Genomic DNA, 12,876 nt, shown 5'->3' with positions numbered 1-12,876 from the left:
GTTGGTCAAAAGGAGACGATGTGGTCGTAATTGAGAGCTATACTCAGATTGGAGCAGATGCGCGATCATTGGCCCGAAGGAGCCCTTCGGTATGCAAATGGTCAAACGGCAGAAGCAAACTCAACGCGAAAGCTGCCTAGAGGCCGCGCCAGCGGATCGCCCCCTTCCGGTTCTACCGCACATTGAGGCGCGACAGGTCGTGCGAACTGTTCGCCGATCGCAATTGCGAGAAATCGTCCCGCTATCGGACACGACCATTTTTGAAATGGAACAGCGAGGCGAGTTCCCCCGACGGTTCAATCTGACCCCCCGCTGCGTCGTTTGGGACCTAGGAGAAGTCGAAGCCTGGATTCAGGAACGGCGGAACGCGTCCTTTGCTGGTTCGATCGAACTGGCCCCGGCACCAGACGTGCGGTCGCGGAAAACGAGGCCGGTCAAATCGGATCGAGGATGACGGCTGCCCCGGAAATCGGCTGCAGTGTGGGTGCGTGTTTATTGCCAGCTGCCCACGCCTCAATCATGTCGGCCCATTCCTGCAGCATGTGGCGCCGCTGCGGTTCGTATTCAGCCTTGTTATAAACGCCGCGGGAGGAGCGACTGTCCTCGTGTGCAAGGCATTTTTCGATCCAGTCGCGATTGAATCCGATCTCGTTTAGGAGCGTGGAGCCGGTCCGCCGTAGATCGTGCACCGTAAACGGAGCAAGCGGCAGATTTTGTTGTTTTGCGCGGTCCACGATCGCCATCGTAATCCGATTGAAGGTCGCGCGCGACATGGGTTCGTCGGCGTCATATCGAGATGGAAGCACGTATCGAGAGTTCGCAGCGCAAGTCTTGAGCGCAATCATGATGTCGAGGGACTGGCGGGACAGGTAGACGTTATGTGGCTTCTTCCGCTTCATTCGCCCTTTGGGAATGCTCCATACCGCGTTCTCGAAGTCGACCTCATCCCACGTCGCGTCCAGAAGCTCACTCTTCCGAACCATCGTGAGCAGGATCAGCTTTAGGCCCAGCCGAATAGTCGGCAAAGTCGGCACATTCTCCAACTCTTTCAGCATGATTCGAATTTCTACGGGTGACAACCCCCGGTCTTTCGCTTCGAAGGTGGCTATCGAAGATGGCCCGACCTCGTCTGCCGGATTGGCGATCTTCTCGCCGTGCAGAATGGCATAGCCATAGACCTGCTTAACAATATCCCGGACATGAATGGCGGTTGCTGGTGCGCCACGGTCCCGCACCTTTGCGCACAGCGCCCGCAAATCGTCCGATGTTATTTCTGTGAGGAGCCTTTTGTCCCAAATTGGCAAGATGTCTCGATCGAAGACGGCTTTGCGCATGGAGCGCGTGCTGTCCGCCATCTTCGCCTCTTTAAACCATCTTCTGCCGGCATCGCCGAACGTGCTCGTCTCAGACAGGCGCCTCTTGTCACGCTGCTTTTCCTGGGCTGGCGATTTTCCGGCTGCCACCATTTTTCGTGCGGCAAGACAGCGGTCACGCGCCTCTGCTAGCGAGATGCCTCCCTCACCATAGCGGCCAAGCGTCACTGTCTCTCGCCGACCATTCACTCGGTAGTCGTATCGGAACGATATCTGCCCTGTGGGAGCCACGGTCGCGTACATACCGTCACGATCAGTGACTTTGTATATTTTCTCTTTTGATTTCAGATTCTTAAGTGCGATGTCTGTGAGCATAGGAGGAGACGGACGGGCGCCTAGGATTGTGAAATGCCTAATTTACCGTCATTCGTTTTACCGTCAAGGCTCTGGGACAGCCCACTGAACTCAATGCCTTACCCCGAAATATGCCAACATGCTTGAGTCCGGCGCACTGACGGCATCAGTCTGCAGCGAAGATGACGCGAAAAGGAATGCCGTCAGGTATACCGTCAAATGATTCCGCTTAGGGGCGATAGTCAGCGATAGACGTAGCGAGAAAAGCAGATAAGATTCAGACGTTTAATGAAGTTTGTTCGATAGTCGCCGAATGCTGGCGAAAGACCGACCTTTATTCCCACTCGATTGTTCCCGGCGGCTTCGACGTCACGTCGTAGACGACACGGTTGATGCCGCGGACTTCGTTGATGATGCGGGTGGCGGCGGCGCCGAGGAAGGCCATGTCGTAGTGGTAGAAATCCGCTGTCATGCCGTCGACCGAGGTGACGGCACGCAACGCGCAGACGAACTCATAGGTGCGGCCGTCGCCCATCACGCCGACCGTCTGCACCGGCAGCAGCACGGCAAAGGCCTGCCAGATGGCGTCGTAGAGGCCGGCTTTGCGTATCTCGTCGAGATAGATGGCGTCGGCCTCGCGCAGGATCTCCAGCTTTTCGCGGGTGATCCCGCCTGGGCAGCGGATGGCGAGGCCTGGGCCGGGGAATGGATGGCGGCCGATAAAGCTTTCGGGCAGGCCGAGCTCCTTGCCGAGCGCCCTCACCTCGTCCTTGAACAGTTCGCGCAGCGGCTCGACCAGCTGCATGTTCATGCGCGCGGGCAGGCCGCCGACATTGTGGTGCGACTTGATCGTCACCGACGGGCCGCCGGTGAAGGAGACGCTTTCAATGACGTCGGGATAGAGCGTGCCCTGCGCCAGGAATTCGGCGCCGCCGAGTTTCTTGGCCTCTTCCTCGAACACCTCGATGAACAGCCGGCCGATGGTCTTGCGTTTTTTTTCCGGGTCCGACTCGCCCTCGAGGGCGTCGATGAAACGGTCCGAAGCGTTCACCAGAATGAGCGGCAAATTGTAATGCTCGCGGAACATCGCCACCACGCCCGCGGCCTCGTCCTTGCGCATCAGGCCGTGGTCGACAAGGATGCAGGTCAGCTGGTCGCCGACCGCTTCGTGGATCAACAGCGCCGCAACGGAAGAATCGACGCCGCCCGACAGCGCGCAGATGACCTTGCCCTTGCCAACCTGCTTGCGGATCGTCTCGACCGCGTGCTCGCGGTAGGCGCGCATGGTCCAGTCGCCCTCGATGCCGGCGATGTTGTGGACGAAATTCCTGAGCAGCCGGGCGCCGTCGGGCGTATGCACCACCTCGGGATGGAACATGATGCCGTACATCTTGCGCTCGATGTTGCCGAAGATGGCGAAGGGCGAGCCCTCGGACTTGCCGAACACTTCGAAGCCCTTGGGCAAGGAGATGACGCGATCGCCATGGCTCATCCACACCTGATGGCGCTGGCCGGGCGCCCACAGGCCCTCGAACAGCGGGCTGTCCTTTTGTATCTCGACGAAGGCGCGGCCGAACTCGCGATGGTCGGAGCTTTCGGCGACGCCGCCCATCTGCACGCACATGGCCATCTGGCCGTAGCAGATGCCGAGCACCGGCACGCCGGAATCGAAGACGATCTGCGGCGCGCGCGGGCTGCCGATATCGCCGGTAGAAGCCGGGCCGCCGGAGAGGATCACGGCTTTCGGATTGATGCGCTTGAATGCCGCTTCGGCCGACTGGAACGGCACGATCTCGGAAAACACGCCGGCCTCGCGGATGCGGCGGGCGATGAGCTGGGTGAACTGGCTGCCGAAATCGACAATCAGGACGGTGTCGGGATGATTGGCTGTTTTCATGGCGAGCGTTTAGAGAAAGAAACGAGTCGACGCAATGGGTTGCGTAGCCCGACTTTCAGGCTGGTCCGGCATCTTCATGGGGTGGTTCCGTCCGAAGGGCGCCGTCGCCGATCGCCCGTTCGAGCCGCATGACGGCGTCCGCCAGCTTCTCGTCGATGACTTCAAGATATTCGGTCCAGTCGCCGACATGCCTGAGATCCGCCGCCCCGTCGGAAATGCCGCGCAGACCGATCAGCGGAATGTCGAACAGCTGGCAGGCGCGCAGGCAGGCGAAGGTCTCCATGTCGACCATGTCGGCGCTAACAGCATCATACGCCGCGCCAGTGATGATCGCGCCGCCGGTCGACAGGGTCGCCTGCTTGATGTCCGGTATCTTGAAGGGCAATGGCACGGTTACCGGCAGGTCGAGGAAGGGGGTGGCGCCCTTCTCGAAGCCGAGCGGCGAAGCGTCGATGTCACGGTAGCTGACCGAAACCGCCTGGTAGATTTCCGTCTGCTGCAGCGTCCGACTGCCGGCTGAACCGAGCGAAACAACGAGATCCGGCAGTGCTTTTTGCGATTTCAGCCAGGAGAGTTCAGCACCCAGCCTGACGCCGGCCTCGACCGGACCGACACCGGTCATCAGCGGCGTGAACAGCTGCTTGAGGTGCGGGCCGTATTCGGCCTGCGCCGCCATAACGAAGAGGACGTCCTTGCCCGACAGGCGGGAGATTTTATCGGCCATGATGATTTATTCCTCTCCGCCCGATCATCTGCTTATCTGCACCGCCGCTCGCCGGGACCCGCTGCCTCCGGCAGCTCCCGGCGTTCGTGGCCTTTCATCGTGCCACCGGCACGATGAATTCGCCTGCGGCGAACCGGCCACTCACCCTTCAATCCCATCACGGCCAACCACCGTCATCATGGTGCCGGTCATGGTGGCGATCAGCTTGGCCTCGCCGTCGGCGGCAAAGGCGTAGGCCTGGCCGTCGGCGACGATGATGGTGCGGCCTGGCTTGGTCACCGAGCCGCGGAACAGGAAGCGCTCGCCCCTGCCCGGCGCCAGGAGGTTGACCTTGAACTCGATGGTCAGCACGCCGGAATTTTCCGGCATCAGCGAAAAGGCGGCATAGCCGCAGGCCGAGTCCAGCGCCGTCGAAATGACACCGGCATGGAGGAAGCCGTGCTGCTGGGTCAATGCCGCCGAATAGGGCATCTCGATCTCGATGATACCGGGCGTCACCAGCGTCAGTTCGGCGCCGATCGTGGCCATCGCCTTCTGACGCGCGAAGGAGGTCCTGACGCGATCCTCATAGTCCGGGGCGGGTACGATCTTTGCTGCCATTGCCGCTGCCTTCCTTTACGCGGATAAGCTTATTGCAGAGGCATGGACGGCAGGCAAATGCTTTTGCTGCACTGCACAATCGACCTGGCCTGCCGGCCGGCGCAACGCATCCGTCGGGAATTGGATTCAGGCCGATCTGCGTAACGCACAGAGATAAAACCCATCGGTGCCGCTGAGCGCCGGCGACAGCGAGATGTCGCCTTTGGCGCCGATACGTGCGGCTGCCTCATGGCCGGGAAAACGGCTGTCCCAGAGCTGGCGGTGGTCGACGGAAACAAAGCCGCTGTTACGGTTCCGAAAGGCCGCGATCTGCTCACCGTTTTCCTCATCAAACACCGAGCAGGTGATGTAGACCAGCAGGCCGCCTGGTTTGACATAGACTTTGGCCGCATCGAGGATCGCCGACTGCTCGCCCTTGCGTGCATCGAGCTGCCTCTGCGTCAGCCGCCATTTGGCATCGGGACGGCGCCGCCAGGTGCCGCTGCCGGTGCAAGGCGCGTCGACCAGCACGATGTCCATGTGGTTGCCGAGCGGCGCGAGTTCGGCCGGCTTGGTGACGATCTGGACATTGCGGTTTTCAGAGCGGCGGATGCGGTCGAAGATGGGCGCCAGCCGTGCTTTTTCGGCATCATGGGCAAAGATCTGGCCGCGATTTTCCATCGAAGCCGACAGTGCCAGCGTCTTGCCGCCGGCGCCGGCGCAAAAATCCAGCACCTGCATGCCGGCTTCGGCCCCGGCAAGGGCGGCCGCGATCTGCGAGCCTTCGTCCTGGACCTCGAACCAGCCCTTCTGGAAAGCCGGCTCGGCCTGCACGTTCGGGTGCCGGCCGTCGCCGTCGATCGGCGGGATGCGGATGCCGTGTGGCGCGATTGCCGAGGGTTTCGCGCCGGTTCCCGTCAGTTCGGCCAGCACCTTGTCGCGGTTGGCCTGCAAGGTGTTGACCCTGAGGTCGAGCGGCGGGCGCGTTGCCAGCGCGGCGCCCTCGTCGGCCCAGGTCGAGCCAAAGGCTCGCTCGAAAAGCGGCGCGCACCAGTCCGGAACATCCGCTCGCACCGCGGCCGGCGCATCGTCAAGCCGGCGTTCGGCGATGGCCTGAAGCTCGGCGGCGGTCAGCAGCGGCGGTGCGAACTTGTCGCCATCGAGCGCCTCGTTGAGCGATTGTGCCGTCTGGCGCCATTCGAGCAGCAGCGCGCCGAAGCCGATGGCGCGCGGCGTGTCCTGCCCCAGCAGCCAGCCGGCGGAACGCTTGTGGCGCAAGGCGTCATAGACGATGTTGCCGATCGCCGCACGGTCGCCGCCGCCGGCGAAGCGATGCGACAGGCCCCAATCCTTCAGCGCGTCCGCCACCGGCCGGTGACGCCGGCCGATGTCTTCCAGCACTTCGATGGCCGCAGCCAGCCGTCCGCCCAGTCGCATGGTCTTGTTCCGTCACGCAGAAAATTATTCCGGCCCTGCTCTAGAGCGCGCAACCGGCGCGCACAAGCAGGTCGGCCTGCACAACCGCTCTGCTTTCCAACTTTTCTGGTTGCGAATACTCTTCCGGTTGTGATTCGCGGCGCGCAAAAGGTGGACCGGCGGATCGACACGAGGAGAGGGCAATGAAGACTTATCTGGCGGAAGTTCTAGGCACATTTCTATTGGTGTTCATCGGTACGGCTTCTGTGGTGACGGGCGGCTTCGGCGGCGCGCTGCCGCTCGGCCAGGAAGGCATCGGTCTGGCGTTCGGCATCGGCCTCATCGCGGCGGCCTATGCGATCGGCCCCATTTCGGGCGCGCATCTCAACCCGGCGGTGACGCTCGGCGTCTTCCTTGCCGGCCGGCTGCCGGCCAAGGACGTGATCCCCTACTGGATCGCGCAGGTCATCGGCGGCGTCCTTGCTTCGCTGGCGTTGTGGATCATCGTTTCCGGCCAGGTTGGCGGACACACCACCGGCTTCGGCGCCAATGGCTGGGATGTGACGAAATGGGGTGTCAGCTCGGCATTCCTGTGGGAAGTGATCGGCACCTTCACCTTCGTCACCGTGATCCTTGGCGTCACGGCTGAAAAGCACTCGACGGCGTTCGCCGGACTGGTCATCGGCCTGACGCTGGCAGGATTGCACTTCGCCATCATCCCGGTGACCGGCACGTCGCTCAACCCGGCCCGCTCGATCGGTCCGGCACTGTTTTCGGGAACTGCCGCGATCGGCCAGCTCTGGCTGTTCATCGTTGCACCGCTGATCGGTGGCGCCATTGCCGGTGTCGTCGCCAAGGCGCGCATCTTCGAGAAGGACTGAGCTCTTTGGAAGGCTGAATATGAAAAGGCGCGGGCCATGGCCCGCGCCTTCGTGCTTGGCATAATGGAACCGCCAAGTCTTCTATTCCCCAATGACGACTTAAATAGGCTCGGCCTTAGATGGCAACTTTGTGCAGCATCGCTGACGTTGCGACCAGCTTTGCCATTTCTTGAACCGGCCATTGCATGAGTGCCGCAGATTGATTGGGACCGTAGACGGGCGCTGAGCTTGCTCGGATGCTCGGTTGCAGTCGTGTATGTGCTTTTCCGTGATCGCGTAAGTGAAGCTCCGGATTTTCAGGTGTTGAAGCCGCATTTGCGTAGGGCGACGGATAAGCCGGATTAGACCATTGCGAAGCGATTTCGCCGCCATGACTGAAACGGCTTTTCGACGAAGGTCCAAGACAGTGCGGCGATCGCAAGCGAAAGTACAAGCGTCACGACAAGGACCATGCGCCAGTCGTTGGTGTACATCAACGCCGCTCTGGAAATCGGATAGTGCCATAGATAGACCGAATACGAGATGATGCCGATATAGACGATCGGCCTCCATGCAAAAGCACGGGCTATCATCGTTTCATTGTTGAGCAGCGACACGACGAGGCCGGCCGACGCCATGTCGATAAGCGGTTGCAGATAGGCGGTCGATACAGGCTCTTGTGTTGCCACGAACGCAAGAACCACAAGCGCACCCAAAGACGACAGCCCTACGATATTGGCGTGCCGACCCTTGAGGCTGATGCCCGAAACAGACACTAATGCGCCCAACAGCAGACCAGAGAGCCGAGTGTCGAAACGGAAAGCAGTCATCTCGAACTCGGTGTAGTGATAAGCATTGCCCAGCCGCCAAAGCGTTGCCACGACGAACGCTATCGCAAGCGCCTTGATCCTTGACCTTTGGGCGAGCTTTGCCAGCCCCAGCACCGCCATCGGCCAGATCAGGTAGAAATGCTCCTCGACCGCAAGCGACCATGTGTGACCAAGCAGGGGAATGACGCCATGGAGCGCACTTACATAGTCCGCGAGATACAGAATCGAGATAGCGACGATCAGCCCAATAGGGACGTCCGGCCAGAATAGCGGCCCGATTATCAGGGCTGCGGCAAGCAACATAACAAGGGGCGGCATCAGCCTAACTGAGCGGCGCAGCAGAAACGCTCCGATCGCGATGGTGCCCGTACTGTCGGCCTCTCGCATCAAGAGCGACGTGATCAAAAATCCGCTCAAGACAAAGAAGATGTCAACGCCGATGAAGCCGCCAGGCATCCATGGGCTCTGGGAGTGATGCACGACAACCAGCATCGCGGCGAGTGCCCTGACGCCGTCTAAAGCTGGATTTCGTATCACTCAAGCATTACTCCCGCCAAGAAGACTTTAATCCTACCTTAGAACATCACGGCGGACCAGCCTTCTATGGCTGTCCGGCACCCTAAAAAGCAGGTTGCTTTCGCCCTACGACATTAGCTTTAACTAACTTAACAGATCGTTCAATGTGGAAAATTTTTCTGCATCTCCTTAGTATAGTTTTAAATGGTTCTCGATATTCACTTCGGACATCACCGTTCGAGTGCAAGGCATGCGCGGAATTCCTGCGGTTTCTTCCAGGCCAATCGCATCATTGGTTAGCGCCGCGACGGTGGGCTCGCTCACCTGGCTCGTATCGCTAATCAATCTCTCGGAGAAAAGGCTGCTTGTCATCCTTGGCCTTTGCGCTCTGTGGGCGCTTCTGTTGCTGGACCAGCAAAGCGCCAAGACAGATCAGCCAAGACGCAGGTGGTTCAGCATCTATCTATCGCTCATCCCCTGCTTCCTGTTTCTTGTCTATGTCTATCTCGAAAGCGTTTTCGGCTATTTCGATTGGGCTGCGATGTTCATGCATGTCGGTGCCGGGGTTCTTACCCCCGGCGTCGTTCTTGAATGTTTGATGAACACCGGAAACACGATACTGGTCATCTTGGTCGTGCTTCTCGGTCTCGGCGCGCTAAAGGCGCGCGGCACACTGACAAGGAGATTAGACGTCGCCCTGATGGCGTTCTTCCTGGCGGCAAACCCGATGCTGACGCGCCCGATCGCGGCGGCGGTCCATCTCAACCCGCTGCATGATTTCCTGTCCAAGCACTTCGTCGATATTACCTCGTTGACGAAACCGGCCGCGGGGGCGTCCGTGACCGCCGTGCCGAAGAACCTCATACATATCTTCATCGAGAGCGCCGAACGCACCTACATGAACGAGGCGACGTTTGGCGATGTCATGGGTCCGCTGCTCGAGTTCGACAGGCGTAGCCTCTCAGCGACCAACATGGTGCAGCTGGCCTACACCAACAATTCCATCGCGGGCATGGTCGCCGCGAATTGTGGAACGCCGCTGCTGATGTCGTATTTCACAACCCGCGAGTATCTGGAGGAGAATTCGCAGTTCCTGCCAGGCTTGACCTGCTTGGGCGACGTCCTGAAGTCGCGGGGCTATCGGCAGAGCTTCGTTTCCGGTTGGCCACTCGGCTTCACCGGTCAGGGGGCATTCTATGCCACCCATGGCTACTCATCGCTTTTTGGGGGATCGGAAGTCGTCGCTGCCGTCGCCGGGTCTGGCAGCACTTTTGGCGCCAGCGACGCCCAGGTTCTGGATATGAGTTTCGACATTTTGCGGCGCGCGCAGCGAGACGGCAAACCGCTCGCGCTGACGATCGCCGTCAGTGGTGGGCACGCGATGGACGGCTATCTGACGGACAAATGCATCGGCAAGACCGGACTTTCTCCGCAAACCCCCAATATTCTCCATGCCGTCAAATGCACGAACATGCTCATCGCGGACTTCATTCACAAAGCCGAGGCAGAAGGGCTGATGGCGAATACCGTTCTGGTGCTGCAAAGCGATCACCTCAGCGCGCCGAGCACGGTGACGGATCAGTTGAACAGGTTTGAAAGACGCAACTTTTTCTCCCTGTCGGGCGATGGCATTCGCCCCCGCACATATACCGGACTTTCGAGCGTGGTCGATATATTCCCGACTATTTTGGACGCTCTAGGCGTGCCGCTCCCGAATGGCAAGGCTGCATTTGGCGTCTCGCTGCTCGGGGATCGACCGACAATGGTCCAAGCGCTTGGGCAGGCCCAACTCGATGACGCGATCTATGCCGACGATGTTCTCGTCAGATCATTCTGGCAACTGAAGCCGGCACGGACGGCTGCGGCGTCCGAGGCTGAACCTCGCTAATGCGAAGCACATGCCGGCTGAGCACTCGACATCGGTTCGCCTCTTAGTGCTCCCCGTATTGAAACCGGACGTTCCACGATGTGCATCCAGCCGTCGGCATCATCCCCTCGCGGGTCTTGTTGTCGTCAAGGCTACCCGGACCAGCCGTCCCGATTGCCGTCACCTCAGTAACCTGACCGGGCGGGAAAGGAACTTCGAAGCCATTGCAGGATTGACTGGAGCCGCATGTCCTTCAGTCTCCGGAACCGTGCTAGAGATTGCTACCGATTGAATAGCGCCTGCTGTTTCGAGGTCCCCCTGCTGGTTCGAGGTCCCATTGACAAAACGGCTATCGGATTTCGACATTGGCTTGCTGCTGACACTCGACGCGCTGTTGAAGCACCAGAACGTCACCCATGCGGCGGCGAGATTGAACATTACCCAATCGGCTTTGTCGGCCCGCCTGACGCGGCTGCGTCAATTGCTGAACGACCCCCTCTTCACAACGGCGGCGTCCGGACGGGGAATGATCCCGACGCCTCACGCTCTGGCACTTGAGCCCGAACTCACCCGGCTGCTCGAACGGTTGAGCGATTTCGTGAATACTGCTCATCTGTTCGACCCCGCGACAAGCAAACGTGTCTATCGCATTGCCGCAACGGACAATCCGGCAGCGATCCTGGCGCCGGACCTCATTCCGCGGTTCAAATCCCAAGCTCCCAACGCAAAGGTCGCCTTTACGGTGCCCAACAAGCCGAGGATCGTCGAGCATCTGGAGCAGGGCGACATCGATCTCTTCATCGGAGCCGCGGAAGACGGTTCGAGTGGTCTGATCGGGCAGAAGCTGTTCGAAGAAGAATTCGTTACCGCCCAGCGGCACGGCCATCCGCGTGGCAAGGGGTCAATCACCCTGGACGAATTCTGTGCCCTCGACCATCTGCTCATTTCGACGAGCGGCGGGCATTTTGCAGGGATGATCGACGACGCGCTTGCCGAGATCAGCCGCTCGCGCAATGTGACGGTCTCCATCCAGAGCTACGCACTGGCCCCGCTCGTTCTGGAAAACAGCGATCTGATCTGCACCCTGCCCCGGCGATTCCTGAGGCGCTTCGCTCAAGTCCTCGATCTGTTCGAAGCCCCCTTGGAGCTCTCGCCGTTCGCAATGAACCTGTTCTGGCACCCACGAATGCGCAGCGACCCCGCCCACATATGGCTGCGCAAACTGGTGGTACAGAGCGCTCGCAGCGGTCACGAGGGGTAGTGGCCGAACACCACGCAATCGTTCCGGCTACCACATGCCGTGCAATCAGAGCTTCTGAAGCAGGTAGTCGCCAACCTTGTCGGCAGCCGGATCGAACAGCGTGTCGAGCCGCGAATTCAGTACGTAGACATCGTCGCCCAAGATCGCCGCGGCCGTCGGCATCGACATGATGCTGCGCTCCTGCCGGACGATCGTCGCCGATGCCCACCCGTCGGCGGATACCAGTTCGACGGTGCGATCTGCGCCCAGGTTCTGCACCACGATGAGGTGCTGGTCATCGATCAACTGAATGCCGTCGGCACCCGTGAGGGCCTCGGGCAGTTTAACCGGATCGATCTTGCGGGGGTCGGCGATACTGACGCGAAACAGCTCACCCGTATTGTATTTGCCCACGAGCAGATAGCCATCCTTGTGCCAGGCGATGCCGTTCAGCTTGAAGCCGTCGCCATTCGTGAAGCGTGGATCCTGCGCAAAGATCGCCGCCTCGCCCGCTGTGTCGATCCGATAGACGATCGGAGCAAAACTGTCGGTCACATAAGCGTTTCCGTCGGCATCGAGCGCGATGTCATTGGCAAAATGCGTACCTTCGCTGAGGCTGCCGAGATCGTAATAGGCCCGAGGCTGGCCGGTCGTGGCATCGTAGGTGGCCACCGCCGCAAGCTTGCCCTTGCTCGCCGCACCGGTGCGATCGCCGACGCCCGGATCGGAGTTCGTCACCCAAAGCGTGTTGCGCTTGTCGTCGACGAGCAGACCCGCCGTGGAAACCAGCCTCGCATCGTGCACGAACACCGTGTACTTCCCGGTTTTGTCGACCTTGGCCACCAGGCCATGACGCACCGAGCCGACCATAAAGGTGTCCTGCCTGGCCGACCATGTCATGCTCTCCGGTTAACTCTGGTCGGAGGCGAACGAAATCCCCTGAGCCGTGCTGCCGGCCATCGATGGCGATACAATGTTGAAGAGAATCATGGCTGCGACGCCAGACATTAGAGAACGAGAGATCATGATTGGTTCCTTTCGGTCGGTTGATGTCACCGCTCTAGAACTCTGAGCGCGCCTCGAGAAATCGCGTTTCACGATGAGACGAATCGATCGCGTTCATGGGTTTGGGACTTGTTAAAATCCAAACCCGTCCGATCGCCCGACCTGCCATGAACGGGCTCGATGCCACCAATCCGCAAGATCGATTGGCGTGTTGGCGGGCAGGCCAGCATGTTTCAGGCGCTCAACATCAGCAGACGCCGATCGGGCGGACTGGG

General features: G+C 60.2%; 11 protein-coding genes. 4 read left to right on the top strand and 7 right to left on the bottom strand.

What is annotated here, in order from left to right:
• The first annotated feature begins 91 nt into the window (after positions 1–91).
• Positions 92–454: a helix-turn-helix transcriptional regulator gene (locus AC0L3E_RS01990; RefSeq protein WP_473604105.1), complete on the top strand. Its 363-nt coding sequence runs from the start codon at positions 92–94 to the stop codon at positions 452–454.
• Here the strand turns inward: AC0L3E_RS01990 and AC0L3E_RS01985 are convergent.
• From AC0L3E_RS01985 to AC0L3E_RS01965, 5 genes are all read right to left on the bottom strand, one after another.
• Positions 435–1,688, bottom strand: a complete 1,254-nt coding sequence (locus AC0L3E_RS01985; protein ID WP_473604104.1) for a tyrosine-type recombinase/integrase — start codon at positions 1,686–1,688, stop codon at positions 435–437. The two genes, AC0L3E_RS01990 and AC0L3E_RS01985, sit on opposite strands and share 20 nt — an antisense overlap.
• A gap of 313 nt (positions 1,689–2,001) precedes the next feature.
• Positions 2,002–3,564, bottom strand: coding sequence for a glutamine-hydrolyzing GMP synthase (guaA, locus tag AC0L3E_RS01980; protein ID WP_023809008.1), 1,563 nt, complete (start codon positions 3,562–3,564; stop codon positions 2,002–2,004).
• Positions 3,565–3,619: 55 nt separating this feature from the next.
• On the bottom strand, positions 3,620–4,288 hold the full coding sequence (locus tag AC0L3E_RS01975) for a 5'-methylthioadenosine/S-adenosylhomocysteine nucleosidase (RefSeq protein ID WP_127270410.1): 669 nt from the start codon (positions 4,286–4,288) through the stop codon (positions 3,620–3,622).
• 141 nt (positions 4,289–4,429) lie between these two features.
• Positions 4,430–4,888 (bottom strand): PaaI family thioesterase, encoded by a 459-nt coding sequence (locus tag AC0L3E_RS01970; RefSeq protein WP_013530371.1) that lies wholly within the window; start codon positions 4,886–4,888, stop codon positions 4,430–4,432.
• A 126-nt stretch (positions 4,889–5,014) separates the two neighbouring features.
• Positions 5,015–6,304: an RsmB/NOP family class I SAM-dependent RNA methyltransferase gene (locus AC0L3E_RS01965; RefSeq protein WP_127807753.1), complete on the bottom strand. Its 1,290-nt coding sequence runs from the start codon at positions 6,302–6,304 to the stop codon at positions 5,015–5,017.
• Between the two features lie 182 nt (positions 6,305–6,486).
• Here AC0L3E_RS01965 and AC0L3E_RS01960 point away from each other — a divergent pair, with 182 nt between their 5' ends.
• Positions 6,487–7,164, top strand: a complete 678-nt coding sequence (locus tag AC0L3E_RS01960; protein WP_013530368.1) for an MIP family channel protein — start codon at positions 6,487–6,489, stop codon at positions 7,162–7,164.
• Positions 7,165–7,505: 341 nt separating this feature from the next.
• Here AC0L3E_RS01960 and AC0L3E_RS01955 read toward each other — a convergent pair whose 3' ends face one another.
• A complete protein-coding gene (locus AC0L3E_RS01955) occupies positions 7,506–8,510 on the bottom strand; it encodes an acyltransferase family protein (RefSeq protein ID WP_024502339.1) in 1,005 nt (334 codons plus the stop codon).
• Between the two features lie 229 nt (positions 8,511–8,739).
• Here AC0L3E_RS01955 and AC0L3E_RS01950 point away from each other — a divergent pair, with 229 nt between their 5' ends.
• Both AC0L3E_RS01950 and AC0L3E_RS01945 read left to right on the top strand, forming a co-directional pair.
• Positions 8,740–10,377 (top strand): sulfatase-like hydrolase/transferase, encoded by a 1,638-nt coding sequence (locus AC0L3E_RS01950; RefSeq protein ID WP_128307968.1) that lies wholly within the window; start codon positions 8,740–8,742, stop codon positions 10,375–10,377.
• 316 nt (positions 10,378–10,693) lie between these two features.
• Positions 10,694–11,617 (top strand): LysR family transcriptional regulator, encoded by a 924-nt coding sequence (locus tag AC0L3E_RS01945; protein ID WP_473604103.1) that lies wholly within the window; start codon positions 10,694–10,696, stop codon positions 11,615–11,617.
• Between the two features lie 45 nt (positions 11,618–11,662).
• Here the strand turns inward: AC0L3E_RS01945 and AC0L3E_RS01940 are convergent, their stop codons facing one another.
• Positions 11,663–12,466 (bottom strand): hypothetical protein, encoded by an 804-nt coding sequence (locus tag AC0L3E_RS01940; RefSeq protein ID WP_473604102.1) that lies wholly within the window; start codon positions 12,464–12,466, stop codon positions 11,663–11,665.
• Between the last annotated feature and the right edge of the window lie 410 nt (positions 12,467–12,876).

The organism is Mesorhizobium sp. WSM4822 (genome assembly GCF_055811155.1).
Note: the sequence above shows the minus strand (reverse complement) of the source record. Positions and strands in the feature narration are given on the sequence as shown.